We start from the raw sequence: 26458 nt of genomic DNA on the forward strand, positions 1-26458 counted from the left end.
GTTTTTCACTAATTCAGCTAACCTTTCAGTTGAGACTTAGCGTAATTTGACGGGGTGAAGTTTATGAGTTCTGAATCTTATCAAGATATTATCGGCAACTCTGGTTATTTAGTGTTAGTTGAGTCCAATCCTTTCGATTACAGTGACTACATAAAGTTTTTTGAAAATAAATTACAGGCTAGACGCAAACGACTGACCGGAGTTCTGTCGATTTGGCGCGTGGAAGGATTATCTCCAGATAAAGGGTGTACAAGTTTACTTTTAAGGCTTTTGAATAGCTTAAAGCAAGATTTATACGAAAAGTTTGGGAGTGACAGCGATTATTGCTTTAATTACTCATTACTTTACGTTTCAGGCTCCTTCACAAGTGAGGGTTTTTTAGATCCTGGCGACCTTCGTATTCACCAGCACCCAGCATAACTGGCTCCGATAACTCAGAGAGTTGGGATAGTTTACGGGTGACACAAGGCTATTATTGTAAACTAGAGTAATAATCAAGTGCTGAGAGGTTTTAGAACTCCTCTCAAGCTATTCACCCAACTTCGCATAATGTATATTATGTTAAATTAGATATTATTTTGGGTTAGTCGGTTCCTTTCACTCACTTCTGCCCTAAAATCAAAACTTTTCCCTGGAAACCAATTATTTAGCACTTTAATGCCCTGATTTTGCATAACTTCTTTATCAAATGATGGGATGGTCTATGTTATTTCTTAGTAAAAAGCACCCAAATGGGTGCTTTTTATAACACGATAAACATGTTGAACAATGGGCATTAACTACTGACGAACAACAGCATCACCTGGTGCAAAGTCAGCCACATTGATCGGTGAACGACTCTCCAGGTAAGCCTTCAACACTTCAGCATCAACAAAACCAGTATTAACATAGTTTGGATGTCCATCCATCTTTGGATAACCATCACCACCAGCGGCTATGTAGCTGTTAATTGCTAAACGATAGGTTTTGCCTGGTTCAATGGCTTTTCCTTTAATGGTTGCTGAAGTCAGTTTACCTTTCTTGATCAGTAACTTGACGCCGTCAAACTGCGCAAAAGCACCAGAGTCAACTGGCTTGCTGGCAACAACCCTCAGATAATCCATTAACTCTTTGCCAGTTAAATCAACATAAGCCACCATATTGCCAAAAGGCTGAACTATCAGTACATCTTTATAGGTAACGGTGCCACCCTCAATACTGTCACGCACCCCACCTGAGTTCATTACCGCTAAATCAGCTTGGGTTTTTTCTTTCTGTGAGCGGGCAATCAGCACGCCAAGATTTGTTGGCTTAAATCGAACCACATGACGGTCCCCTTCCAACTTACCGTTCGTTTCAGCAATTGCCTGACCTAGCTGAGCTTGACCTTTATCTTGGTAAGGTGTCAAAAATGCTTTCATCTGCTCATCAGGTTTAATTTCCTGCTCAATGAAAACGCGGTTACCTTGCTCATCTTTCTGTTTCAAATTAACGGGAATCAAACGATAGCTGACAAGTTTTAACTGACCATTTTTAAACTCCAGGTCAGCACGTCCCACATATTTACCCCATTCGTAAGCCTGTAAAATAGCTGTTCCATTCTGTACATCAGGTTCAAATAATGGATCTTGTGAGTGACCACCGACAATGATATCAATGCCATCAACTTTCCGAGCCAGCGTTACATCACCTGGTGCATTAATACCATGCTTAGCATTGGGGTAATGTCCCATGTGCGTTGCAGCAATTACAACGTCCGCTTTTTTATTTAAAACAGGAACAAGTTTACTGGCTTCTTCTACTGGATTACGAAAGTCAAAAGCCGAAATATATTCAGGGTTACCGAGTTTAGCGGTATCTTCCGTTGTCAGCCCCATTACCGCAATTTTGACACCATCGAAATTAAACATATGGTAGGCATCAAACAAACGATTACCTTCTTTGTCGTAGATATTGGCTGACAATAAAGGGAAATTAGCCCACGCCTCTTGCTGACGAAGTACGGTTATTGGGTTATCAAACTCATGGTTACCTAAGGCCATGGCATCGTAACCAATATGGTTCATACCTTTAAAGTCAGGCTCTGCATCCTGCAAGTCAGACTCAGGCACTCCTGTATTAATGTCACCACCAGAAAGCAAAAGGACATGCCCGCCTTCAGCTTTTACTTCTTGACGAATCTGATCAATTAACGTTTTTCTTGCAGCCATACCATATTCACCATGACGGTTTGGCCAAAAACGACCGTGATGATCATTGGTATGTAGTAAAGTGATTTTATAGGTTTTATCCGGTGTGTACTGACCTTTACTATCCCAGGAAGCACACCCAGAAAGTAATACGCTCAATACACCCAGGCAAATAATGGTAGACCAAGCAGATGGACTTTTTATTTTCATAGCACTCTCTTCTACTTATTAACTAAGCCTTTTTATTAAATGCTTATGACTATTTTCCAGCTTTTTCAGCTGTTTGGTAATCACACTCAACATGTTATATGTGTTGTACGTGTTTTAACACGCTACTGCAACATACTAGGAATGTCATCAAATTGAAATGTTGTGCATCATTATTATTGTCGTTATGATCGCATCCTAGCAGCTGCAACCTATAAACACATATTATCTGCCGTATTTTTTTGCTGCTCCCCACACAGGGATGATGACACCAGCTATACTAAACTCAAAGTAAAGTGCCGCGAGAAAGGGATTAATCGGTATGGAATTTAAGCTTTATAAATGCCATGACAGCATTGTCATTGCGCTCAATCGTGACTTTGATGCAAAAACAGCTGCTAAAATCCGCCCTATCTTTGATAAGTTAATTGATCGCGCTGAAGGGGATATGCTAGTTGATTTAAGTGCGGTGCTCTTTCTTGACTCAACGGGTATTGGGACACTGGTTCATTTCTACAAAAAATCAAAGGAAAAAGGCAAAAAACTCATCCTGATTGGGGCTGATGGACAGCCTATGGGGCTCATGGCAATGTTGCGCCTCAACCGAATTATTAAACATTTCCCTTCTATGGAAGAATACCTTGTCAGTTCCGGCAAGAGTCATCAAGCAGACCTGGAAGAAATACTAAAGTAGTTAGCAACTGATACTTTATTGAAAAGTGCTTGAAATTTGCCTAATATTTCAAGCACTTAATTATTTATTTTGAAGTAAACTCTAAGTTATTTATTATATGAAGTGTTTTCTCTCACTAAGCTATTTCAGGTATTACTAGATCAATCTTTGATTTTACTCACACTTTCACCAACGGCATTTGTACAATCAGCACTTATATAATCACCTACATTAGTACTAAGTTTTTGCCAAATAAATACATCACATATTATAAAAAGTAACCAATCTTTACGATTCCGTAAATTTATTGTTCTTATTGTTACTAATAAATAGCTCATACTCACACTGTTTTCTGTTATATTCCTACTCGCTTCCCCAATTTATAATCCAAAACGATAATAACGATCGGCTTTCTGGCTTAACTGCTATCAATAAGAGGTGTTTTTAGCAGTGGATAATGCAAATAATGTCGCAAAGCGAAAACAGGGTCGGCCCCCAAAGTCCCCTGAAGAGCAGGCTGCTATACGTAATCGGATTATTGATGTAGCAAAGGAATTGTTTTTAAATGACGGATTCGAGCAAGTCTCTGTCAGAAAAATTGCAGCTAAAGTGGGATGCACACCAAGAACGCTTTATTACTACTTTGAAAATAAGCGCTCTCTTCTTCACTTTATTTGGGTAGATATTTTCGCACAGCTTGCAGATTATGCTGACGAACATATTCCATCCAACCTGTCTCCCAAGGAGATCATTAAGGCCTCCCTTCAAGCGTATGTCAGCTACTGGCTGGAACATCCAGACCGGTTCCGGGTGATTTTTTCAATTGAAGATTTGAATTCCACACCAGACCAAGACCAAGACGCCAGCAAGATTGTCTTGGAATCACGGTTCTTTCAGCGGCTATTTAGGGCAGTAGAAACATGCTGTCAACAAAATATGTTTACTGAAGACAACCATGAATTGGTCGGGCACATGTTAATGTGCAGTGTGCAAGGCATCGTCAACAATGTGTTGACCATTAAACAAATCCCCTGGTCCCCGGTTGATCAACTGCTTAATCTGCAGTTGGACGGATTACTTACCGGTCTCGCCCGACACTAATTCAATTCCCTAACCAATAAACAGCCAGCAGTTGATATCAACTCACTGCTAGGCTGTTTCATGCTGAGTAACTGGTCGAAAAAACACATGCTCAGTGATATCCCCAACATGAACATTACCAAGACGCTGATAACCCATTTTTTCGAAAAATGTTACATATCTAGGATTACCAGTATCCAATACGATACCCGCAGAGGTTTTATCCTTTGCACAGTAGTCATGAATACTCGTCATAAACTGAAGGCCATAACCTTGATGCTGTTGCTGGGGGTGAACAGCAATAAAAGCCAGGCGATGAAGTGGTTGCTTTGGCAGGATTGACTCAACTTGCTTACGATAATCCAAAAAGCGCTCAGTTGCTGAGAAGCCGGCGGTTAAGATCATTCGCCAGCGCCAGCGGAAGTGATTATATAGGTCAGCCGTCACCAACGGAGTTAAGATAAATGCAAAACCAATCACCCTATTCTCTTTGTATAGTGCCAGTACTGGTTGCTGCTCAGAAAAGTGTAAATTGATCGTTTCCCGAATTACCGCCCTCACCCGCTGCTCATAACCTGTCTTTTCAGCATTGAGCAAATATTGATAAGCGGGTTCCTGACTGTATGAGTGAAATAATAAAGATCGGGCTTCGCGTTCTACTTCTGCCCCAACTTCCAAAATGGTCAATTGATCAGCATGTTGACTTGCTGTTAACATATTCACCTCACCAAACCCTACTTCCCTGATTATTATTGTTTCCAGCACTACACTGCTATAAGCCTTCCATAATCTTAAAGTACCAGCACTGGGGTTATTTGTTGTTATTCATCTATTTAGTATAGGTTGAGGGTTAGACACTAACTTATTATCATCTCGCCAAACAGCTACAACTGTATGATCAGTGTGTAGGATATGTGCCTTATTCCCTACAAATCCTGCCTTTTATACCCTTCACGAATGATTTCCAGGTTTTGTTATCTTCACTCTTGACCACCAAGGATGGTGGAAATGCAGTTTATGCATAATGACATGGATGTCATGTAGCAGAGCAATGCAGGAGCAATTGCCGAGGAGCATTTAACTGCCACCCCAATTACCTATTAATATAGGCTCATGGGACTTCGTCACTCGATGGCCGCACCTAAAAACCATTCGTATTAGGTATAATGAAACAGTTGTCGATCTATAGTATTACTCACTCAATGTTGGGATGGTCTAAAAGTGCGAATAATTTCATTTAACTGTAATGGCATCCGTGCCCGACTCCACCAAATAAGCTCACTGCTCTCTACTTACCAGCCAGATGTATTGGCACTACAAGAAATAAAAGTCGCAGACGAACTATTTCCTACCGCCGAAATTGAAAATCAAGGCTACCAGGTCGCCTTCTATGGGCAAAAAGGTCACTATGGTGTTGCCCTGATCAGCAAAGCCGCCGCACACCAAATTCAATGTGGTTTCACGGATTCTCTACTGGCTCGCCTTCCTGGAGAAGCACCAAATGACGAACGACGGCTGATTTCTGCCACTTTCAACACCCCCTCAGGGCTTTCTTTACGCGTGATTAATGGCTATTTCCCACAGGGTGAAAGCCGTGATCACCCCAGTAAATTTCCCAACAAACGTGCTTTTTACCAAGCTTTACAGCAAACACTCCAACAACAACATCAACCTCAAGAGTTACTCATAGTTGTCGGAGATATGAACGTTGCACCACTGGATCTGGATATTGGGATTGGCCCTGATAACGCTAAACGATGGTTACGCACAGGCAAATGCTGCTTTCTTCCTGAAGAGCGTGAATGGTTACAACATTTAATGGACTGGGGCCTTGCTGATTGTTACCGCCAGCTTCACCCCCAAACTGACGATCGGTTTAGCTGGTTTGATTACCGCAGTAAAGGTTTTGAGCGAGAACCAAAACGAGGCTTACGCATTGATCTTATTCTGGCAACCACGCCTTTACTTGCCAAGCTGACTCACTGCCATATTGACTATGACACACGCGCCATGGCAAAACCCTCTGATCACTGCCCTGTGATAGCTGACTTTGATATTTAAACAACAATTGCCTTCATTTTGTCTAATGATGACAGTTGTAGTAGGTTCACTTAATAACCCACAAATAGCGCCTTTATAAACAAGGAGTTTTATACGAAAGTTGGCAAAAATACCGCAACCATCTACTTTTGGTATAAGGAGTGTTGCGGTTAGATGACATTGTTTGTCTTACAGCATCGGGCTTGCACAGAAGTAATGCAGTTGTTATGCAAGAGGCCGGTCATGAACCTTAGTAAAATCGATCTCAATTTATTTGTCGTCTTTGATGCGATATACACTGAAGCCAACCTAACTCGTGCAGGGCATATTATTGGTATCACCCAACCTGCCGTCAGTAATGCCTTGTCCAGATTACGAGAAATATTTAACGACCAGCTTTTTGTGAGAACAGCCCATGGCATGGTTCCCACCCCTGTTGCCCAAAATGTCATCGGGTCTGTACGTCAGGCATTGCAACTTATTCGAAGGAGTGTTCAACAGACTGATCAGTTTGTAGCATCCGACTCAGAGCGCCAATACCGTGTCAGCATGGGTGACTTGGTTGAAGCGGTCATCCTTCCCCGCTTATTTGGCAAACTCGATGAGATAGCACCACGTATCAATATCACCAGTATGCCTGTTCAACGTCGCGAAGCTGCCAAAGAACTTGCCTCAGGGCGCCTCGACTTTGTGATTGATGCCCCACTTAACACTGATCCTCAGGTTAAACATGTGTCTTTATTTGAAGATAATTATGTCTGTGTCATGCGGAGTGATCACCCCCTGGCTAAAGCCTCTATCACTAATGAAGAGTATCTTTCTTTAAAGCATGTACAAATATCCAGTCGCTTTGATAGTCGCACAGATGAGATCGACATAGCACTTGGCCGCCAGGGCATTAACCGTCACATTGCCTTAAGTGCCCAGCATTATTTAATGGCACCACTCGTCGTCAGGCGAAGTAATTTAGCCATGACGGTACCTGAACGATTCGCTCGGGCTTATCCTGACCTGCATTGTGTCAATTTACCCTTTAACGATATCCCCACCATGGAAGTTCACCTTTACTGGCATGAAAGCACTGAGCTTGATGCTGCAAGTCACTGGATGCGTGACTGTATTATCAATATTTGTCAGGCACTTAGCGCAAATAGCACTATGCTGTAGGACGAACAATCACTGTCACAAATAGTTGACACTTTGCACTAATGTCATAAAGCTTTCTAAACTTGCCAGCTTCCTTCCTTAAGATTTACGTTTACGTAAAGGTTATACGTCATTCTTGCTGACATAATTTTCCCAGCACCCCAATATTCGCATAAACAGTTCCTGCATAGCTGGGTATATAAGCAGCTCATAAGCCATCAGAATAAAAACAATGAATCATTCAGAATCAGTAACTTATAGTATTTCTGAGTTAGCTAAAGCCTACAACGTTACCCCTCGTGCTATTCGATTTTACGAGGACAAAGGACTACTTAACCCTAAGCGTGAAGGAAGTCGACGCATATACAACAATAAGGACCGAGTCACTTTAAAGCTCATCCTACGAGGCAAACGTTTAGGATTTTCCCTCGATGAGTGTTTAGAGCTGATTAGTATGTACGATCCTGCAACCGATAATCGTAAACAACTCCAGCATTTTCTAGCAGCAATAGATCGGCGTCAGGCACAGCTCATTCATCAGCTTGAGGACATCAAAGCTATGCAGGAAGAACTGACTACCGCTAAAGCCCGTTGCCTAGCCGCTTTAGCCAAGCAGCAAGACACAGCCTCGCCACCGCCGAAACATCAAAATAATTAAAAAAACAACAACTCATAACAAGGACCTTACTATGCATACCTGTTACCCCACCCTTAATTTTGCCCTTGGCGAAACCATGGACTTGCTTCGCTCTCAGGTTTATCAGTTTACCCAAAAAGAAATCACCCCCTTGGCAGACAGTATTGACTGTGACAATGCCTTTCCTAAAGCGTTATGGCGCAAGTTAGGCGATCTTGGCTTACTGGGCATTACCGTTGAAGAAAACTTGGGAGGAAGCGGCATGGGCTATTTAGCCCATGCCATTGCCATGGAAGAAATCAGTCGTGGATCAGCCTCCGTAGGCTTAAGTTATGGCGCACACTCTAACCTTTGCGTTAACCAAATTCGTCGTAATGGCTCACCCGAGCAACGACAGCGTTATCTCCCCAAGCTGATCAGTGGTGAGCATGTAGGCGCTCTGGCCATGAGCGAACCTAATGCCGGTTCTGATGTTGTGAGTATGAAGTTAAGTGCTACCCGAGAAGGTGACTACTACCGGCTCAATGGTACCAAAATGTGGATTACCAATGGCCCAGATGCCCAAACCTATGTGGTCTATGCAAAAACCGATAAAGAAAAAGGTCCTCGAGGCATTACCGCTTTCATCATAGAGCGCGAGTTTGCTGGCTTTAGCCAAGCGCAAAAGCTGGATAAGTTAGGTATGCGTGGTTCAAATACCTGTGAGTTGGTTTTTCAGGACTGCAAGGTGCCTGCCGCCAATATTCTTGGCAAAGAAAATGAAGGGGTTAAAGTGTTAATGAGTGGCCTGGATTACGAGCGTGTCGTTTTAGCCGCAGGCCCAGTAGGCATCATGCAGGCTTGTCTGGATGTGGTTATCCCCTACATACACCAACGCCACCAGTTTGGTCAGCCCATTGGCGAATTTCAGCTGATTCAGGGCAAAGTGGCAGATATGTATACCACACTGAATGCCTGCCGAGCCTACCTGTATACCGTTGCTCAAGCCTGTGATCGAGGAGAAACAACCCGAACCGATGCAGCAGGCGTTATCCTGTATTGTGCGGAAAAAGCAACCCAGATGGCACTTGAGGCCATTCAAATCCTGGGAGGCAATGGTTATATCAATGATTACCCTACTGGACGGCTGCTTAGAGATGCCAAACTGTATGAGATTGGCGCAGGCACGTCTGAAATTCGGCGTATGCTGATTGGCCGTGAGTTATTTCAGCACTCAGAGTAAGCCATGCTAGGTGAACACCTACAGGAATAATAAAAAGCAGTATTTACCTGACTAATGCGTTGATGTGCAGCCAGGTCAGGTAATACAGGATTCTACAGTAAGGACATCAAAGGTTATGCCTGTTATCACCAGTCAACTTGATACTCAAAGTGATACCTTTCGACGTTATAGTGATTACCATCAGCAACTTACCCTGACCCTGAAAACCCGCCTGGCCGCTATCACTGAAGGAGGCGGCCCGCAGGCTATGGCACGGCATCAATCTCGAGGCAAACTCCCAGCCCGCGAACGCATCAACCACTTACTGGATAGTCGCAGCCCCTTTTTAGAGGTGGGTCAATTTGCGGCCTGGGAAGTTTACGATGAGGCCGTTCCTGCAGCAGGGGTAATTGCAGGTATCGGCCAGGTGGCGGGTATTGAGTGTATGATTATTGCCAACGATGCCACCGTAAAAGGAGGCAGTTATTACCCTTTAACAGTAAAGAAACACTTACGTGCTCAGGAGATTGCCGCACACAACCACCTGCCTTGTATTTACCTCGTTGACTCAGGTGGTGCCAACCTGCCACGCCAAGCGGAAGTCTTCCCTGATCGAGACCATTTTGGTCGAATTTTCTTTAACCAGGCACGAATGTCAGCCCAGGGTATCCCGCAAATCGCGGTAGTGATGGGGTCCTGCACCGCAGGTGGTGCCTATGTGCCTGCGATGGCTGATGAAAGCATTATCGTAAAACAGCAGGGCACTATTTTTTTAGCCGGACCACCTCTGGTGAAAGCTGCCACCGGGGAAACCGTCAGTGCTGAAGAACTGGGTGGTGCAGATACACACTGTAAGGAGTCTGGTGTAACAGATTACTATGCTGAAAATGATGAGCATGCACTCCAACTGGCGCGGCAATGCATTGCACAGTTGAACAGGCCTGCAAAAACGGCACTGGACGTGATGCCTGTTGAGCCACCTTTGTACCCTGCCGACGAGTTATACGGCATTATTCCTGATGACACTCGCAAACCCTTTGATGTCCGTGAAATCATCACTCGCTTAGTCGATGGCTCAGTTTTTGATGAATTCAAGCGTCTGTTTGGCACTACATTAGTCTGTGGCTTTGCTCGGCTCTGGGGCTACCCCATTGGCATTTTAGCGAATAATGGTGTGCTGTTTTCAGAGTCTGCTCAGAAAGGTGCTCACTTTATTCAACTGTGCTGCCAACGCGGTATTCCACTGCTGTTTTTACAAAACATCACGGGCTTTATGGTTGGCCGACAGTATGAAAGTGAAGGCATAGCTAAACATGGAGCCAAACTGGTCAATGCAGTAGCCTGTGCAAATGTCCCTAAGCTTACGGTGATTATCGGTGGCAGCTATGGGGCAGGCAACTACGGTATGTGTGGCCGCGCCTATGATCCCAGGTTTTTATGGTTATGGCCCAACGCCCGTATTTCGGTCATGGGGGGCGAGCAAGCTGCCGATGTATTAGTACAAATCAAAGAAGCTGCCCTGAATAAGCGTCAGCAAAGCTGGCCTCAAGCAGAGCGTGATAGCTACCGAACAGGGCTGGTCGCTGAGTACGAGCACCAAGCCAGTGCCTATTATGCCAGCGCGCGGCTCTGGGATGATGGCATCATTGATCCTGCACAAACCCGCACCGTACTCGGGCTAAGCTTATCAGCCTGTCTTAATGCCCCTATCCCTCACAGCCAGTTTGGCGTATTTCGTATGTAAGGAGTTGTCATGGAAGCACTCTACTCATCTGCTTATTTACAAACCGCTTGCCGTGCGGATGGCGTCGCTACCCTCACCTTAAACCGGCCACAAGTACACAATGCGTTTGATGACGAAATGATTGCTGAACTGATTGCGCAGCTACAGGTGCTAGCGGCTCAACCCCAGGTCAGATTGTTGGTGATCAATGGCGAGGGCAAACATTTTAGTGCAGGTGCCGACCTTACCTGGATGCAACGCATGGCATCAGCCACCCATCAAGAGAATATGGCCGATGCTGGCCAGCTGGCAACCTTGCTACAAACCATTAATGACTTCCCACACCCGGTTATCGGTCAGGTTCATGGTGCAGCCTATGGCGGTGCTGTCGGTTTGGTGGCCTGTTGCGATATTGCCTTAGCCACGACCAACGCCTCCTTTTGCCTTAGCGAAGTGAAGCTAGGGTTAGTGCCTGCCGTCATTAGCCCTTATGTCATTCAGGCCATTGGTCCCCGAGCTGCACGACGCTACTTCCTGACAGCAGAAAGTTTTAATGCTGAAATTGCAGAGCAACTAGGACTTATTCATTTAGTCTGTGAAGCCGATGAACTGGTCACTACGACTGAACGCTTTATTCAGCGTCTATTGAATAATGGTCCTCATGCGTTACAAGCCGCTAAACAGCTCATTGCTAATGTTGCTTTCCACCCCATTTCACCAGAGCTGGTGCGCTATACCCAACAGCTCATCGCAGACCTTCGCACGTCTGCAGAAGGCCAGGAAGGCATGCAAGCATTCCTGGCTAAGCGCCCTCCTGAGTGGCAGCACCCTACTCACGCACAAGCAACAAAAGGCCAACCTAAAAGCCATAATAACAACACAGCGGAGTCTGAATGATGCATACACTCCTAATTGCCAATCGTGGGGAAATAGCCTGCCGAGTTATTCGTACAGCACAGGCTATGGGAATACGTTGTGTTGCGGTTTACTCGTCGGTAGACCAACATGCACTGCATGTGCAACTGGCCGATGAAGCTTATGCACTCGGACCTGCACCCGCAGCTGAAAGTTACCTTAACAGTCAAAAAATACTGACTATTGCCAAACAAGCTGGCGCCGATGCGATACATCCAGGTTATGGTTTTTTATCCGAAAATGCAGACTTTGCAGCAACCTGCCAGCAAGCAGGCATAACCTTTGTCGGACCACCAGCTGAAGCCATCCACATGATGGGCAGTAAACAGGCTGCCAAACAACATTTACAACAAGCTGATGTGCCTTTGCTGCCTGGCTACCATGGTCAAGACCAGTCACTTGCAGCCTTTCAACAGAGTGCTCAAGAAATTGGTTACCCAGTACTGCTTAAAGCCGCTGCCGGTGGTGGCGGAAAAGGTATGCGTATTGTTCATCAAGTGAGTGAGCTTGCTACAGAAATGGCAGCAGCCCAGCGTGAAGCCAAAAAGAGCTTTGGTGACGATACCTTACTTCTGGAAAAATACCTTGCCCAGCCACGACATATTGAAATCCAGATCTTTATGGATCAGCAGGGACACGGGGTTTCACTGTTCGAGCGTGACTGTTCCTTGCAACGCCGTCACCAAAAAATTGTTGAAGAAGCACCAGCACCTGGCTTATCAGCAAAACTACGTGAACGAATGGGAGAAGCCGCACTTCGCGCCGCCAAAGCGATTGGCTATGTGGGCGCAGGAACCGTAGAGTTCTTGCTCAGTGAAGATGAACAGTTTTACTTCATGGAAATGAATACTCGCCTTCAAGTAGAGCATCCTGTAACAGAACTGATTACCAACCAAGACTTGGTGGAATGGCAGTTACGTATCGCACAAGGTGAACACCTCCCCTGTCGCCAACAACAGTTAGCAATACATGGTCACGCCATAGAGCTACGTCTTTATGCAGAAAGCCCTCAACAAGGTTTCTTACCAGCAACAGGCACGATTAATCGCTTGAGTTGGCCAGAGTTAAGTCATCTTCGTATTGACTCTGGTGTTCAACAGGGCGATGACATTACCATTCACTATGATCCCCTGATAGCCAAAATTATTAGCTGGGGCGCTACACGTCCTGCCGCTATCCAGCGCCTTCAACAAGCGCTCAGCAAGTTGCAATTACAGGGTGTTACCACGAATCAAGGATTTCTATACCGTTTATTACAACAACCAGAAGTACGTCATGGCCAAACTGATACCCAATATGTTGAGCGGGTGGTTTCAGGCATCCAACAACCGTCTGAACAACACCGGAATATCGCGCTTATTGGTGCGGCTTTAACCTGGCTCGATGCTCCCCGCTCCCCAGCTCACCATCAGACAACAGATCCTTATTCACCTTGGCGTAGCAACCATGCCTGGCGGTTAAACCAGCCAAACTTGCTGACGTTAACCCTTCATCATGAACAACAGGCTTTCACAATTGCCATGCGTGAAATTGATGCCCAAACGCTGGAAATAGCCTTAGCCGACGAGTCTCAAACATGTCACTTTTGGCGAAAAGATAATGTCATTACAGTACAGACAGCTGACCAGCATCGACACACTCTGATTACTCATTACCAGCTTGGTAAATTAGGGGAAGCATCTATTGCTGTGCAGTGTGCGGGTGAATGGTTTCACTTTAAACAACAACGTCATCACCAGGCAGCCGAAGACGAAACTGGCTCAGAACTCACCGCCCCCATGCCTGGCAGTGTTGTTGCACTCTTGGTCAAGCCAGGCGATGCGGTAGCCAAAAACACCCCCCTGCTGATCTTAGAAGCGATGAAAATGGAGCACACCATCAGAGCACCCGCTGCTGGAAAAGTCACCCGCTTTAATTGCCAACCAGGTGCACTGGTGACAGCTGGCTTTGAATTATTGGATTTTGAGTGTGCAGATACTGAGTCTTCCGCATGTGAGGTAACCGCATGAGCTTGCCCAGTCATGTTCGCATTGTGGAAGTGGGTCCCAGAGATGGCTTACAAAACGAGCCGGCTTCATTATCAGTTGCGCTTAAGTGCCAGCTCATAGAACAGCTAGTCTCAACGGGCATCCGGCACATTGAAACCGGTAGTTTTGTTTCACCCAAATGGGTGCCGCAAATGGCTGATACCGAGCAAGTCATGCATCAGCTTCAACGCTCATCCGGGGTTATCTACAGCGTGCTAACCCCAAACCTTAAAGGATTTGAACGAGCCTTGAGCTGTCAGCCCAGTGAAATCGCTGTATTTGCTGCTGCCAGTGAAGAATTTAGCGCACGCAATATTAACTGCTCCATTACCGAAAGCCTTGAGCGTTTTAATCCATTGATTGAGAAAGCAAAAGGCCAAAAACTGAGGGTTAGAGGCTATATCTCCTGTACAGTGGGATGCCCTTACACGGGTGATATTACGCCACAACAAGTAGCCTGGGTTGCCCAACAGTTAAACGAAATGGGCTGTGATGAAATCTCACTGGGTGATACGATTGGGGTGGGCAATCCATTAGCCTGTAAGCGGATGTTAGCGGCAGTGGCACACTATGTTCCTCTTTCTCAGCTTGCCGTTCATTTTCATGATACCTATGGGCAAGCATTGGCAAATATCTATGCCATGCTGGAGGAAGGAATTGCAACGGTAGACACTGCTATCGCCGGGCTGGGTGGGTGTCCCTACGCCCAGGGAGCCAGCGGCAATGTCGCTACTGAGGATGTGGTGTATCTGCTAAATGGATTAGGGATTCAATCCAAAATTGACCTTTCACAGCTTACAGTGGTCAGTCACTGGATTTGCCAGCAACTTAATCGCCCCAATCAAAGCAAAGTCGCACGTGCACTTCATCCTCAGCGGAAAAAACCATGATATGGACCGCTTGCGTAACAATAAAAATTTAAATGTACGACATTGGGATGACTATGAGTAAACTGCTGTGGAAACCGAGCCAAGCCCGCGTAGCAGCCAGTAATATGACTGCCTTTATGACTAGGGTTAATCAGCACTATACAACAACATTAGTAGATTACCCTCACCTCCATGAGTGGTCAGTAAACCACCGCCCGGAATTTTGGTCATTGCTCAGTGAATTTTATGGTTTGCGCTGGCATCACCAACCTAAATCGATTCTGGAAAATGACCAAAACATGCCAGGTGCTGAGTGGTTTAAGGACGCTACTTTAAACTATGCAGAACATTTACTTACACGACGTGACCACAAACCCGCCATTATTTTCCGTGGTGAACAGGGACAGCGCAGGGTAATCAGTTATCTTGAACTCTACCAACAAGTGGCTCAAGTCGCGGCTCAGCTAAAACAACTGGGGGTCACCACAGGTGATAGAGTAGCAGGCTACCTGCCAAACTGCCCCGAAGCGATTATTGCAATGCTCGCAGCAGCCAGCTTAGGAGCAGTGTGGACCAGCTGCTCACCTGATTTTGGTTGGCAAGGTGCGCTTGACCGATTCGATCAGATTAAACCTAAGGCATTATTTACGGTTGATGGCTATTTTTATAATGGCAAACACATTGATATTCAGGATAAAGTTTTTCAGCTCATTCAAAACTTAAACACCCTTGAGCAAACTATCATTATCAGCTTTGCCAATCCTGATACAAAACCACCCAGTTTGCCTAACATCTCAGTTTGGCAAGATTGGCTAAACAACTCACCTTCCACCCCCGATCTCACCTTTACACCTGTCCCCTTCAATGCACCGCTTTACATTCTTTACTCATCTGGTACTACAGGTAAGCCTAAGTGCATTATCCATAGCGTAGGTGGCACACTACTTCAGCATTTGAAGGAACTAGGCCTGCATACCGACCTAAAAGATGATGATGTCTTTTTCTATTTCACTACCTGTGGCTGGATGATGTGGAACTGGCAAGTTAGCGCTCTCGCCTTAGGCTTAACGCTAGTGATTTATGATGGTTCTCCCTTTTATCCAACCCCGGCTATTCTTTTTGATATTATGGAAACAGAAGACGTCAGTGTGTTTGGTACCAGTGCCAAATACTTGTCTGCACTGCAAAAGCAAGAGGTTATACCGGCCCAGCGTCACACGCTCTCAGCTCTTCGCACCCTACTGTCAACAGGCTCGCCGCTGGCAGATGACAGCTTTGATTATGTGTATCGTGATATTAAGCAGGATATCTGTCTGTCCTCAATCTCAGGGGGGACAGATATCATTTCTTGCTTTGCTTTAGGCTGTCCTATCCTGCCGGTCTATCGTGGCGAATTACAATGTATTGGGCTTGGCATGGATGTTGTCTTCATGCGAAATGGTGACCAAGCTAAGGTGGGTGAAAAAGGTGAATTAGTCTGTCGCCAGAACTTCCCCTCCATGCCGATAGGCTTTTGGGATGATCCTGATCGACAAAAATACCATGCTGCTTATTTTAGCCAACACCCTGGACATTGGAGTCATGGTGATTTTGGTGAAATCACTGAACATGGAGGGGTTGTTATTCACGGCCGAGCGGACGCAGTATTGAATCCAGGTGGTGTACGCATTGGCACAGCGGAAATCTACCGCCAAGTTGAGGCCATTCCAGAGGTTTTAGAATGCATCGCCGTCTGCCAGGACTGGCAAGGAGACAGCCGTATTGTACTGTTTGTGAAACTAAAACCGGCGCTATCGCTAAGCGATGATCTGGTGAATACCATTAAACAAACCATTCGCCAGAATACAACACCCCGTCATGTTCCCGCGAAAGTCTTGCAGGTAAATGATATTCCCCGAACCCGAAGTGGCAAGATTGTCGAAATAGCAGTTCGGGAAACAATCCATGATCGACCAGTGAAAAACACTGATGCACTTGCCAACCCTGAAGCACTAGAATATTTCAAACAACGAGAAGAGCTGCTTTGCGATTAAGCTGACTGTGACTAAGCCAGCTGCCCTGAGTATTCGCTCCAGTTAGGCTTTTGCACTGCTAAATAAACGAAAGAAATTGGCACTGGTTTGCTCAGCCAGTGTCGCTAACGATTCTCCTCTTAATTCAGCTAAGAAAGAAGCAACCGCTGAAACATATTTTGGCTCATTGGTCTTACCACGAAATGGTACTGGTGCTAAATAAGGCGCATCGGTTTCGACCAATAAACGATCCAAAGGAATTTTTTGCGCAACCTCACGCACATTATCCGCCTGGCGGAAAGTAACAATCCCTGAGATCGAAATGTACATACCCAAATCTAAAGCTTGGCGGGCCATATCCCAGTCTTCAGTAAAGCAATGTAAAACCCCACCAAAGGATTCAACCGAGTGGCTACGCAATAAGGCCAAGGTATCCGCTTTCGCTTCCCGAGTATGAATGACTACAGGCTTATTTACCTGTTGCGCAACCTGTAGCTGGGTTACAAAACGCTGCTGTTGTTGCCGAACAGTCTCTTTAGCATAGTAATAGTCCAACCCCATCTCGCCAATAGCCACCACCTTGGGGTGATCAGACAAAGCAACCAGCTTATCTGCATCAGGCTCTTGGCCATCTTGCTCCAAAGGATGTACCCCTACAGTAGCAAATACATTGGGATACCGCTCTGCAATAGAAACCACCTGTGGGCTGTTTTCCATACTCACAGCTATCGCTAAAAAATGACTGACACCTTCCTGTTCTGCCGCTTGCAGTGCCATAGACAGGTTATTGTCATAAGCATCCAGTTTTAAACGGTCTAGGTGACAATGAGAATCCACTAACATTATAAAAACATCGCTCCCAAGACTGAGTGAAATAATCACTCAGTCAGCATGATCTGAAAAAAAAAGGAAATAGACCCGCTTACGAGGTGTAGGAATGTACTAAAGGGTATGCGTAGGCCGATCAGATTGCAGCGCACCAGCCAAATAAGTTTCAATTTTACTGCGCGCCATATCATCCTGACCATTAAACTGCACACCAATACCTGCAGCACGATTACCTTGAGCACGTCGTGGTGTAATCCAGATTACTTTGCCTGCTACCGGGATTTTTTCCGGCTCATCCATCAAGTTGAGCAGCATAAAAACTTCATCACCCAGCTTATATTGCTTATTGGTAGGGATAAACAGTCCACCATGCGCAACGAAAGGCATGTAAGCTGCGTAGAGCACAGCCTTATCCTTGATGGTAAGTGACAAAATACCGTTACGAGGGCCAAGTCGAGGAGGTTTATTCATGTTACTGCCTTGCTTTTCAGCGTTGAGTCAGACCGCGCCAACGTATGAGAACCCCTTCTATCAATAACGGAAGATTTAAATTGCCTTGGTTTAACAGGTGCTGGCGCTGGATCAGCAGCCAGTCATAATATTGATAGAGTGCTTGAATACCTGCCTTATTAGCAATATAGGTCAACATTGGCGTTACGTCTTTATTTTTGCAACATCTATCACACCCGAGTTGCGAGATTTTTATCATATCGCTTAACCAGTCCAACAGCCAAGTTAAAACAAGTGATAATTCAATAGATTGCCATTGTTTCGCTAAGCTCACTGGGGAAACTTGCCGCTTGGTAATAGCTTTTACCCCCTCTAAAACCTGTTGACGAATAGCCAAAGCATCTTTTTGGTAATAATCACACGCCAGTAAAGGTGCTTGGCTAGCAAGGTTTAGCAAAAACGTAGCCGATTCTTGAGTAAGAGAAGACTCTTGCGCCATCAGCCAATTAATACCACTTTGTGGATCAGGAAGAGTAAATTGCAACCGCTGACAGCGGCTTTTTATCGTTGGGAGTAATCCACTACTGGTATCAGTAATCAGTAATATTACCGTATTATCACCAGGCTCTTCTAAGCACTTTAGTAAGGCATTCGAGGCATTGATATTCATCGCATCTGCAGGATAAATAATAATAACCCGATATCCCCCCTGCTGTGCTGTCTTACTGGCAAACCCGAGCAGCTGCCTAACTTGATCAACCCGAATAGGTTTGCCTTCTTGTTCTGGTGTCACCACTAAGAGATCCGGATGAGATTTTGCTTGCAGCAATTGGCAGCTTTTACACGCCCTACAAGCCAAACCATCCGTCAAACTCGTACAAAGCAGTACCGAGGCTACGCATTGAGCAAAGTGAAACTTGCCAAGCCCCTTGTGGCCTTCCAGCAAATATGCATGAGCCATTCGTCCTTGCTGATGCTGCTTGCTCCAGTGCTGCCACAGTTTTTCCTGCCAGGGAAAAGGTAGCTGGCTATTTACCGAAAAACTCATCAAGCACCTGTCTAATTTGTTGCTGGACATCAACTAAAGGCTGAGCAGCATCAATAATACGGAAACGATCAGGAAAAGCCCTTGCTCTAGCCAAATACCCTGCCCTCACTCGCTCAAAAAAATCGTGCTGCTGCTGCTCAAAACGATCACTCTGACCTCTTTTAGCGACCCTGGCCATACCATCAGCGACCGGCAAATCCAAAAGCAGGGTAAGATCAGGTTGAAGCGCCTGCTGGACAAGTTTTTCGAGGGTTTCGAGTACAGTGATTGACAGACCTCTTCCCGCACCTTGATACGCAAAACTAGCATCTGTAAAGCGGTCACTTACGACAACCTTACCTGCATATAGAGACGGCTTAATCACCTGAGCCAAGTGTTGTGCCCTCGCAGCAAACACTAAAAGTAACTCAGCCGTAGGGTCCAATGCTTCATCTGCATGGTGCAGCAATAAGTCTCTTACCTGCTCTGCTATTGGAGTGCCTCCAGGCTCACGGGTTTTAACCACGGAAAGGCCACGATTTTTTAAATCATCAATAATAAAAGCCAGGTTAGTTGATTTGCCGACACCCTCACCACCTTCAAGGGTAATAAACGAACCTGTCTGCTTGTGCTGCTCAGTCATAACTCTTTTTCTAATTTGAATTACTTTCAACGTTGATGGTATTTGTACCACAAATACCATCAAGCAATCATTTAGTGTTGATATTGCTAGTTAGCTTGAGGATTGGAGCGGTAGTCCTGGCGGCGACGAAGCTGATACTTTCGAACAGCACGATTATGCTCACTTAACGATGATGAGAAGTGGTGACTACCATCCCCTTTAGCCACAAAATATAAGCTATTACCGGGTGCGGGGTGCAGTGCTGCCTGGATCGCTAATTTGCCAGGAAGAGCAATAGGAGTAGGAGGCAATCCCATTATACGATAGGTATTGTAAGGTGTGTCTTGCTGCAAATGCTTGCGTGTTATATTCCCCGTATACCGCTCACCTATACCATAAATAACGGTAGGGTCAGTCTGTAAACGCATATTTTTCTGTAATCGTCGAACAAAAACTCCTGCAATAGCAGGGCGCTCTTCAGGCACTCCCGTTTCTTTTTCTACAATGGACGCCATAATCAGTGCTTCATAAACATTTTGATACGGTAAGTTTTGAGCACGTTTTGGCCACTCCTCTGCCAAAGTGCGCTCCATCTTTTCATAAGCACGTTTCAGTAATGCAGTATCTTTAGTGCCCGCAGAGTAAGCATAAGTATCAGGAAAAATTAGCCCCTCTGGATGACTGTATGTACTTTTAAAACCCAATAACTCAGGTAATTTTTGCCATTGATCAGGGGTAATGGTGTGTTCAATTTTTGGTGCTTGGGCCAGCACTTCAAGAGCTTGACGAACCGTCCATCCTTCGACGAAGGTAATCGTGTATTGACGGGTTTTACCGCTCACTAATAAGGCAATCAGCTCATCAATTGAGCTTTGCGCCGGTACTGCATATTCACCCGCTTTAAGTTGCAATGCTTTACCACGATAGCGCACATATACCTCAAAAGACCAAGGTTCCTTTACAAGTCCCTGGCTAACCAATTGTTGGCTTAATTGCCTTACAGAAGTACCTGAAGGAATATTAACGTTAAGAGTCTGCTGATTATTAAGTAGTTTTTTTTGTCCATAACCTTGTAAATACAAATAGCCACCAACGGCTACACACATTATTATCAAGGTGACTAATAAAGTTGACCACAAAAAAAATTTTTTCATCCCAGTACTTCTATTAAGGTCTGTTGCCAGTATTGAGTCATTTGCCCAACAGGCCAGTGCTTTTCTTCTGACCAACTGGGTGCTTGAAAAGCTCTAACTGGCCAGATCCCCAGCACACTATTACACACAAACACCTCAGTTGCAGTGAATAACATCGCTAATGTGACGTTTAACACCTCAACTGTTCCCCCCCGCTTTTTAGCCTGTTCAATAATAAACGCCCGACAGGTGCCCTCAACCCCGCAAAGGCTGAGGTCAGGAGTTATCAGTCGATTATCACTAACCAGAAAAATATTACTCATGGTTGCTTCAATCACATGACCTGTCGAATCCATTACAAGGCCTTCGCCATACTCAGCAGACTGCCATTCCTGTCTCGCCAATACTTGCTCCAAGCGATTTAGGTGCTTTAGTCCCGCCAGCAGTGGCTGGTGAGCAAGATATGTTGTACAGGGAAAAAGCCGTATACCTGTAGACCAATTAGCTTGGGGGTAGTCTGGATAAGGGTATAGTTCAACAAGTATTGATGCTGGTCCACTCCCTACGGGGTTATAGCCACGCCCACCTCCTCCTCGGGTAACCGTGAGCTTGACCACACCAAGCGCTGTAGACTGTTGTTGGCAGGCCTCAAAAACACAACGTTCAATCTCAGCCAGGTCACAAGTGATTTTCAAGCGCGCCAAACCTTGAACCAAGCGCGCTTTATGCAAATGCCAGAGCGAAGGCTGTTGATTAACCACTTTGATCGTTTCAAAAATGCCATCGCCATAGCTTAAGCCACGGTCACCAACAGCAATATACTGACAAGGTTCGCCATTTAACCAACACCCCAGCCGCGCTACCATAATCCCCCCTTACACTGGCGCCACATACTTATTCTAATCAGATCGAGAAAAAACCAACGTACCATTGGTGCCACCAAACCCAAAAGAGTTTGATATTGCATGACGAATTTGTAAGGGCTTTGCGTGATGAGGAACATAATCTAAATCACACTCATCATCAGGGTTATCCAGGTTAATTGTTGGTGGAGCTATTTGTTGATGCAGTGACAATACTGTAAATAGAGCTTCAACAGCACCCGCAGCTCCCAACAAATGTCCAGTCATTGATTTAGTTGAGCTTATAGCAAGTTTATAGGCTTGACCTGCAAAAACGCTCTTAACCGCACGGGTTTCCGCTATATCCCCTACAGGGGTTGAAGTACCATGCGCATTAATATAATCAATATCCTCAGGGTTGAGTTGCGCGTCCAGCAAAGCATTTTTCATAGAAAAGGCTGCACCTTCTCCATCTTCTGGGGGCGCTGTCACATGAAATGCATCACCGCTCATGCCAAAGCCTGTTAGCTCCGCATAGATTTTTGCCCCCCTACGCTTTGCATGTTCAAGTTCTTCTAAAACCAAAACACCTGCGCCATCACTTAGCACAAAACCATCACGATCTTTATCCCAGGGGCGACTCGCTTGCTGCGGGCTATCATTACGGGTAGAAAGTGCACGTGCAGCACCAAACGCCGCCATACCTAATGCACAGGATGCTTTTTCTGCACCGCCAGCCACCATAACATCAGCTTCCCCATACATGATATTTCGAGCCGCCATTCCCAAACAGTGAGTGCCTGTGGTACATGCTGTCGCCAACGCATAATTTGGCCCCTTTAAGCCAAAACGCATCGAAACTTGGCCGCTTACCATATTAATAACGGACCCAGGAACAAAGAAAGGAGATATACGGCGCGCACCCGCCTCAACAATCACTTGCGCATTTCGCTCAATAGTAGATAAACCACCAATTCCTGAGCCAATTGCCACACCAATACGGTGTGCATTTTCAGTTGAAACAGATAACTTAGCGTCATAAATCGCCTGAGAAGCCGCAGCAATACCATACTGAATAAATACGTCTACTTTGCGCGCCTCTTTAGCTGACATGTAGGTCTCAATATCAAAATCGTTAACCATGCCAGCAAAGCGGGTATTTAGGGATGGAACATCAAGATGTTCAACTGGGGAAATGCCGCTTTTACCTGCTAAAATATTTTGCCAGCAACTTTCGACATCATTGCCGAGTGGACTGATTAAACCAAGACCGGTGACCACCACTCTTCTACGAGACACCTAAGCTCTCCTCTCTACACAATATAACAATGCCTTTAGAACAGCTGTATACTTCCAGTATCGTATGTATATGGCAAATGTCGTATTCTTCAGTAGAATAAAACCGCTCATTATTTATACGTGTAGGCATTACTAAATAATATAAAAGCCGCTCTACAAAATGCAGAAGCGGCTTTTATTTAATCGAAAAACTAGAAGGGATTATTGATTAGCGATAATGTAATCAATTGCTTCTTGCACAGTAGTAATTTTTTCTGCTTCCTCATCAGGAATTTCAGTTTCAAATTCTTCCTCAAGGGCCATTACCAACTCAACAGTGTCCAGTGAGTCTGCGCCAAGATCTTCAACGAATGAAGCATTGTTAGTTACTTCTTCTTCTTTAACACTAAGCTGTTCACAAACAATTTTTTTGACGCGCTCTTCAATGGTACTCATACCTAGTTTTGCTCCTATGTAAACAGATGCAGCCTTGCTGCTGTGTAAGTTTATAAAACCGACTGTAAAAATTGCAAGTTTAACAATCAACCAGCAACTTTAAATAACCGCAAAAATTTAAATGCATTGGCTTTATTATGCTTTCACAAATAAAGCCAATACTGGGTTAACCCATGTACATACCACCGTTGACATGCACGGTCTCACCCGTCACATAAGCTGCAGCATCCCCAGCCAGAAAAGCAACCACAGAGGCAATCTCAGCAGGATTACCTAAGCGATTTAAAGGAATTTGCTCAAGCAGTTTTGCTCGGTGAGCTTCTGGTAATTCTCGCGTCATGTCGGTATCAATGAAACCTGGGGCGACAGCATTAACAGTAATTCCTCTTGCTCCAATTTCACGGGCTAATGCACGAGTAAAACCTTCAATGCCTGCTTTAGATGCAGCATAGTTGCTTTGCCCAGCATTACCCATTGAGCCGACTACAGAACTCACATTAATAATCCGTCCCCAACGTGCTTTGGTCATTGCCTTTAAGCACGCTTTAGAAATTCGAAACGCAGACGTTAAGTTGGTATCCAATACTTGCTGCCAATCTTCAAGCTTTAAGCGAAGCATTAAATTATCACGGGTAATTCCCGCATTATTGACAACAATCAGTGGTGCGCCAAATTCTTCTGTTATTTGCTTAATAACAGCATCAACTTGTTCTGCATCGGTCACGTCCATTGCGTAGCCACGGCCCGCAATATTTTTTTCAGCCAATGCTGCAGAAATTCGATCAGCACTATCACTTGATGTTCCAGTACCAATAACAGTTGCACCTGCAAGCCCTAACTGCTCCGCAATGGCTTTACCTATACCGCGCGTTGCTCCAGTAACTAGGGCGACTTTACCTTGCATGTGTTTTTCACCTTTTTTCTAAACACTTATACCGCGACGCTTGTTGATGAGATCATTTTACTCATCAATTCAGGTGTTTCTAAAGATGACACCTGCAATTTACGCTGAATTCGCTTATTTAAACCTGATAATACTTTGCCAGGTCCACATTCGATAATCGTGTCAACCTCAGCTGCAAGCATTGTATTGACTGTAGCCACCCACTGAACTGGGCTATATAACTGCTCAATCAACTGAGTTCTAATAACTTCTGGTGTTTCTGCAATTTGCCCTGAAACATTTTGCACTACTGAAATTTCAGGTACAGCGATATCAATACTTGATAGCACATCTGCCAGCTGTTCTGCTGCAGGCTTCATCAGCTCACAGTGCGAAGGAACACTCACAGAAAGCTTTACCACCTTCTTTGCACCCAAGGCCTCAACTTCACTGATGGCTTTATCCACAGCTGCAGCTTGTCCAGCAATAACAACCTGACCAGGTGAATTGTAATTGACAGGGGAAACTAACCCTGCTTCTGCTGCCTGATCACAAGCCTGCTGCACAATATTATCATCTAAGCCCAGAACGGCAGCCATCGCACCCTGTCCATCAGGAACAGCAGCTTGCATTAACTGACCACGACGTCTAACTAGACGAACCGCATCTACTAAACTGATACTTTTAGCGCATACAAGGGCTGAATACTCACCCAAGCTATGACCTGCCATAAACACTGGTTTAGTGCCACCTAAAGACTGCCATACACGCCAAATTGCAACACTTGATGCTAATAAAGCAGGTTGTGTGTTTTCAGTTTGATTTAATACATCAGCTGGCCCTGTAAAAATCAGCTCGCGCAAATCTAAACTAAGCGCATCAGAAGCTTCTGTCAGGGTTTCATTGATCTCAGGGTATTGATCAGCCAACAGTTGCAGCATACCAACTTGTTGTGAACCTTGCCCCGGAAAAACAAACGCAATTTTACTCATAACAATGAAATTCTTCTCAGTTTATAAGTGCGCGCCAATTATAGGCGATGGCAAATGAGACTCATAGTAAAAATATGTTGCTGGAAAATTACAAAGTTATATTGCAGCATTTAGCCTTGAATAATATACCGAATAATTACCAAAAAAATGTAAACTGATAGCCCTTTTAATTCAATCTTTCTGCACTAAAAACCTAATACTATCCACATTGTGATCAAAAAAACTGAATAACAAAATTTATGATACTAATATTTTTTCCAGCTCTTTAGACAACAAGTCAGGAATACTCTTTTCAACTTCATAAACCGCTAGACCAATAGCCTGCTGTAATGCCAGGGCATCTGCAGCCCCATGGCTTTTAACCACAACCCCCTGCAAGCCCAGCAAGCTTGCACCATTGTAGTACCTGGGGTCCAGTTGCTGCTGTATGGTCTTTAGTACTGGCTGGGCAAGCAAAGCTAGCAGCCTCCCCCACCAGACCTTTTGAAAGGCATTAATAACCGTATTTTTTATGTATGCGGCCAAGCCTTCACTTACTTTTAATGCAACATTGCCAACAAAACCATCACAAACGACAACATTTACTTTATTTTTGTAAATATCATCGCCTTCAACAAAACCACTATAATTAATGTCGTCATTACCCTGTAGTAACTGAGCAGCTAAACGAACAGGCTCATTACCTTTAGTTTCTTCAACGCCGACATTGAGTAAACTTACCTTTGGATCCGGTATGTCGTGTAGCAAGCGGACTAAGCAGCTGCCCATCACCGCAAACTGATAAAGCTGATCAGCACTACATCCAACATTGGCACCAATATCGAGCAAATACGTCACGCATTGCTCTATGGGTAAACGAGTAATAATTGCTGGTCGATCAATACCAGGCAAAGTACGTACTATAACTTTACCTAACGCCATTAGAGCGCCAGTATTACCCGCACTGACGCAGGCTTGAGCCTGCCCTTCTGCAACTAACTCTAAAGCAACACGCATAGAAGCTTTTTTTTTCATGCGCATGGCTTGCACAGGCTTATCAGCCATAGAAATTACTTCAGGTGCATGAATCACTTGTAGCCTCTGTTGCACCTGAGCAAAACGATCACCCAGCAGCTCACCAATAACTGCAGCATCACCCACTAACAGGAGTTTAAGGTGAGGATGAGTTGAGAGGCATTGGAGGGCTGCTGTCAATGAAACGTGGGGACCATAATCCCCACCCATCACATCAAAGGCAATCGTGGTCAAG

The 26458-nt window shown here is 45.0% G+C and carries 25 protein-coding genes; 12 read left to right on the top strand and 13 right to left on the bottom strand.

Annotated features, from left to right (window positions below; genetic code table 11):
- Positions 1 to 63 precede the first annotated feature (63 nt).
- Positions 64 to 420, top strand: a complete 357-nt coding sequence (locus KHS79_RS07200; protein ID WP_027708053.1) for a hypothetical protein — start codon at positions 64 to 66, stop codon at positions 418 to 420.
- Between the two features lie 359 nt (positions 421 to 779).
- On the opposite strand, the gene ushA is transcribed toward KHS79_RS07200, so the two are convergent.
- The gene (gene ushA / locus KHS79_RS07205; protein ID WP_212717908.1) at positions 780 to 2378 is read right to left on the bottom strand and encodes a bifunctional UDP-sugar hydrolase/5'-nucleotidase UshA; all 1599 of its coding nucleotides are present in this window, start codon (positions 2376 to 2378) and stop codon (positions 780 to 782) included.
- A 319-nt stretch (positions 2379 to 2697) separates the two neighbouring features.
- On the opposite strand from ushA, the gene KHS79_RS07210 reads away from it, so the two are divergent.
- Both KHS79_RS07210 and KHS79_RS26250 read left to right on the top strand, forming a co-directional pair.
- Positions 2698 to 3069: an STAS domain-containing protein gene (locus KHS79_RS07210; protein ID WP_051311503.1), complete on the top strand. Its 372-nt coding sequence runs from the start codon at positions 2698 to 2700 to the stop codon at positions 3067 to 3069.
- Between the two features lie 429 nt (positions 3070 to 3498).
- Positions 3499 to 4149 carry a TetR/AcrR family transcriptional regulator gene (locus tag KHS79_RS26250; protein WP_051311504.1) on the top strand — a complete coding sequence of 217 codons (651 nt, stop codon included), beginning with the start codon at positions 3499 to 3501 and terminating at the stop codon, positions 4147 to 4149.
- 48 nt (positions 4150 to 4197) lie between these two features.
- Here the strand turns inward: KHS79_RS26250 and KHS79_RS07220 are convergent, their stop codons facing one another.
- A complete protein-coding gene (locus KHS79_RS07220) occupies positions 4198 to 4845 on the bottom strand; it encodes a GNAT family N-acetyltransferase (protein WP_094787494.1) in 648 nt (215 codons plus the stop codon).
- A 504-nt stretch (positions 4846 to 5349) separates the two neighbouring features.
- Between KHS79_RS07220 and xthA the strand changes: the two genes are divergently transcribed.
- From xthA to KHS79_RS07265, 9 genes are all read left to right on the top strand, one after another.
- On the top strand, positions 5350 to 6189 hold the full coding sequence (gene xthA / locus KHS79_RS07225) for an exodeoxyribonuclease III (protein ID WP_212717910.1): 840 nt from the start codon (positions 5350 to 5352) through the stop codon (positions 6187 to 6189).
- A gap of 222 nt (positions 6190 to 6411) precedes the next feature.
- Positions 6412 to 7335 (top strand): LysR family transcriptional regulator, encoded by a 924-nt coding sequence (locus tag KHS79_RS07230; RefSeq protein ID WP_027708663.1) that lies wholly within the window; start codon positions 6412 to 6414, stop codon positions 7333 to 7335.
- A gap of 211 nt (positions 7336 to 7546) precedes the next feature.
- A complete protein-coding gene (locus KHS79_RS07235) occupies positions 7547 to 7972 on the top strand; it encodes a MerR family transcriptional regulator (RefSeq protein ID WP_212717912.1) in 426 nt (141 codons plus the stop codon).
- Between the two features lie 31 nt (positions 7973 to 8003).
- Positions 8004 to 9173 (top strand): isovaleryl-CoA dehydrogenase, encoded by a 1170-nt coding sequence (locus KHS79_RS07240; protein ID WP_212717914.1) that lies wholly within the window; start codon positions 8004 to 8006, stop codon positions 9171 to 9173.
- Positions 9174 to 9288: 115 nt separating this feature from the next.
- Positions 9289 to 10896: a carboxyl transferase domain-containing protein gene (locus tag KHS79_RS07245; RefSeq protein ID WP_212717916.1), complete on the top strand. Its 1608-nt coding sequence runs from the start codon at positions 9289 to 9291 to the stop codon at positions 10894 to 10896.
- A gap of 9 nt (positions 10897 to 10905) precedes the next feature.
- A complete protein-coding gene (locus tag KHS79_RS07250) occupies positions 10906 to 11772 on the top strand; it encodes an enoyl-CoA hydratase/isomerase family protein (RefSeq protein ID WP_212717918.1) in 867 nt (288 codons plus the stop codon).
- Positions 11769 to 13799 carry an acetyl/propionyl/methylcrotonyl-CoA carboxylase subunit alpha gene (locus KHS79_RS07255; RefSeq protein WP_212717920.1) on the top strand — a complete coding sequence of 677 codons (2031 nt, stop codon included), beginning with the start codon at positions 11769 to 11771 and terminating at the stop codon, positions 13797 to 13799. Before KHS79_RS07250 ends, KHS79_RS07255 begins: the two co-directional genes overlap by 4 nt.
- Positions 13796 to 14707 carry a hydroxymethylglutaryl-CoA lyase gene (locus tag KHS79_RS07260; protein ID WP_212717922.1) on the top strand — a complete coding sequence of 304 codons (912 nt, stop codon included), beginning with the start codon at positions 13796 to 13798 and terminating at the stop codon, positions 14705 to 14707. The genes KHS79_RS07255 and KHS79_RS07260 overlap by 4 nt, the downstream gene beginning before the upstream one ends.
- 53 nt (positions 14708 to 14760) lie before the next feature.
- Complete coding sequence (locus KHS79_RS07265) at positions 14761 to 16719, top strand: acetoacetate--CoA ligase (protein ID WP_212717924.1); 1959 nt, start codon at positions 14761 to 14763, stop codon at positions 16717 to 16719.
- Positions 16720 to 16761: 42 nt separating this feature from the next.
- Here the strand turns inward: KHS79_RS07265 and KHS79_RS07270 are convergent, their stop codons facing one another.
- The 11 genes from KHS79_RS07270 to plsX all read right to left on the bottom strand — a co-directional run bounded on the left by KHS79_RS07270 (position 16762) and on the right by plsX (position 26457).
- A complete protein-coding gene (locus KHS79_RS07270) occupies positions 16762 to 17541 on the bottom strand; it encodes a TatD family hydrolase (protein ID WP_212717926.1) in 780 nt (259 codons plus the stop codon).
- Between the two features lie 99 nt (positions 17542 to 17640).
- A complete protein-coding gene (locus KHS79_RS07275; RefSeq protein WP_027708671.1) occupies positions 17641 to 17997 on the bottom strand; it encodes a PilZ domain-containing protein in 357 nt (118 codons plus the stop codon).
- Positions 17998 to 18013: 16 nt separating this feature from the next.
- Positions 18014 to 19024: a DNA polymerase III subunit delta' gene (locus KHS79_RS07280; RefSeq protein WP_212717928.1), complete on the bottom strand. Its 1011-nt coding sequence runs from the start codon at positions 19022 to 19024 to the stop codon at positions 18014 to 18016.
- Positions 19005 to 19646 (bottom strand): dTMP kinase, encoded by a 642-nt coding sequence (gene tmk / locus KHS79_RS07285; protein ID WP_212717930.1) that lies wholly within the window; start codon positions 19644 to 19646, stop codon positions 19005 to 19007. Before tmk ends, KHS79_RS07280 begins: the two co-directional genes overlap by 20 nt.
- Before the next feature lie 86 nt (positions 19647 to 19732).
- On the bottom strand, positions 19733 to 20779 hold the full coding sequence (gene mltG, locus KHS79_RS07290) for an endolytic transglycosylase MltG (RefSeq protein ID WP_212717932.1): 1047 nt from the start codon (positions 20777 to 20779) through the stop codon (positions 19733 to 19735).
- Entirely contained in the window at positions 20776 to 21624 is an 849-nt protein-coding gene (pabC, locus tag KHS79_RS07295) for an aminodeoxychorismate lyase (RefSeq protein WP_212717934.1), read from the bottom strand. The genes mltG and pabC overlap by 4 nt, the downstream gene beginning before the upstream one ends.
- A gap of 33 nt (positions 21625 to 21657) precedes the next feature.
- On the bottom strand, positions 21658 to 22899 hold the full coding sequence (gene fabF / locus KHS79_RS07300) for a beta-ketoacyl-ACP synthase II (protein WP_212717937.1): 1242 nt from the start codon (positions 22897 to 22899) through the stop codon (positions 21658 to 21660).
- A gap of 201 nt (positions 22900 to 23100) precedes the next feature.
- Positions 23101 to 23334: an acyl carrier protein gene (gene acpP / locus KHS79_RS07305; RefSeq protein ID WP_027708677.1), complete on the bottom strand. Its 234-nt coding sequence runs from the start codon at positions 23332 to 23334 to the stop codon at positions 23101 to 23103.
- Between the two features lie 166 nt (positions 23335 to 23500).
- Positions 23501 to 24238, bottom strand: coding sequence for a 3-oxoacyl-ACP reductase FabG (gene fabG / locus KHS79_RS07310; RefSeq protein ID WP_027708678.1), 738 nt, complete (start codon positions 24236 to 24238; stop codon positions 23501 to 23503).
- A gap of 26 nt (positions 24239 to 24264) precedes the next feature.
- Positions 24265 to 25209 (bottom strand): ACP S-malonyltransferase, encoded by a 945-nt coding sequence (fabD, locus tag KHS79_RS07315; RefSeq protein WP_212717939.1) that lies wholly within the window; start codon positions 25207 to 25209, stop codon positions 24265 to 24267.
- Between the two features lie 237 nt (positions 25210 to 25446).
- A complete protein-coding gene (plsX, locus tag KHS79_RS07320) occupies positions 25447 to 26457 on the bottom strand; it encodes a phosphate acyltransferase PlsX (RefSeq protein ID WP_094787509.1) in 1011 nt (336 codons plus the stop codon).
- Position 26458 lies beyond the last annotated feature (1 nt).

Origin of the sequence: Zooshikella ganghwensis, assembly GCF_018263875.1 — a bacterium.
Taxonomy (GTDB): domain Bacteria; phylum Pseudomonadota; class Gammaproteobacteria; order Pseudomonadales; family Zooshikellaceae; genus Zooshikella; species Zooshikella ganghwensis.

Coding starts and splice junctions, on each gene's coding strand:
- KHS79_RS07200 (WP_027708053.1), top strand. CDS start 64: ATGAGTTCTGAATCTTATCAAGATATTATCGGCAACTCTGGTTATTTA.
- ushA (WP_212717908.1), bottom strand. CDS start 2,378: ATGAAAATAAAAAGTCCATCTGCTTGGTCTACCATTATTTGCCTGGGT.
- KHS79_RS07210 (WP_051311503.1), top strand. CDS start 2,698: ATGGAATTTAAGCTTTATAAATGCCATGACAGCATTGTCATTGCGCTC.
- KHS79_RS07220 (WP_094787494.1), bottom strand. CDS start 4,845: ATGTTAACAGCAAGTCAACATGCTGATCAATTGACCATTTTGGAAGTT.
- KHS79_RS07230 (WP_027708663.1), top strand. CDS start 6,412: ATGAACCTTAGTAAAATCGATCTCAATTTATTTGTCGTCTTTGATGCG.
- KHS79_RS07235 (WP_212717912.1), top strand. CDS start 7,547: ATGAATCATTCAGAATCAGTAACTTATAGTATTTCTGAGTTAGCTAAA.
- KHS79_RS07240 (WP_212717914.1), top strand. CDS start 8,004: ATGCATACCTGTTACCCCACCCTTAATTTTGCCCTTGGCGAAACCATG.
- KHS79_RS07245 (WP_212717916.1), top strand. CDS start 9,289: ATGCCTGTTATCACCAGTCAACTTGATACTCAAAGTGATACCTTTCGA.
- KHS79_RS07250 (WP_212717918.1), top strand. CDS start 10,906: ATGGAAGCACTCTACTCATCTGCTTATTTACAAACCGCTTGCCGTGCG.
- KHS79_RS07255 (WP_212717920.1), top strand. CDS start 11,769: ATGATGCATACACTCCTAATTGCCAATCGTGGGGAAATAGCCTGCCGA.
- KHS79_RS07260 (WP_212717922.1), top strand. CDS start 13,796: ATGAGCTTGCCCAGTCATGTTCGCATTGTGGAAGTGGGTCCCAGAGAT.
- KHS79_RS07265 (WP_212717924.1), top strand. CDS start 14,761: ATGAGTAAACTGCTGTGGAAACCGAGCCAAGCCCGCGTAGCAGCCAGT.
- KHS79_RS07270 (WP_212717926.1), bottom strand. CDS start 17,541: ATGTTAGTGGATTCTCATTGTCACCTAGACCGTTTAAAACTGGATGCT.
- KHS79_RS07275 (WP_027708671.1), bottom strand. CDS start 17,997: ATGAATAAACCTCCTCGACTTGGCCCTCGTAACGGTATTTTGTCACTT.
- KHS79_RS07280 (WP_212717928.1), bottom strand. CDS start 19,024: ATGAGTTTTTCGGTAAATAGCCAGCTACCTTTTCCCTGGCAGGAAAAA.
- tmk (WP_212717930.1), bottom strand. CDS start 19,646: ATGACTGAGCAGCACAAGCAGACAGGTTCGTTTATTACCCTTGAAGGT.
- mltG (WP_212717932.1), bottom strand. CDS start 20,779: ATGAAAAAATTTTTTTTGTGGTCAACTTTATTAGTCACCTTGATAATA.
- pabC (WP_212717934.1), bottom strand. CDS start 21,624: ATGGTAGCGCGGCTGGGGTGTTGGTTAAATGGCGAACCTTGTCAGTAT.
- acpP (WP_027708677.1), bottom strand. CDS start 23,334: ATGAGTACCATTGAAGAGCGCGTCAAAAAAATTGTTTGTGAACAGCTT.
- fabG (WP_027708678.1), bottom strand. CDS start 24,238: ATGCAAGGTAAAGTCGCCCTAGTTACTGGAGCAACGCGCGGTATAGGT.
- fabD (WP_212717939.1), bottom strand. CDS start 25,209: ATGAGTAAAATTGCGTTTGTTTTTCCGGGGCAAGGTTCACAACAAGTT.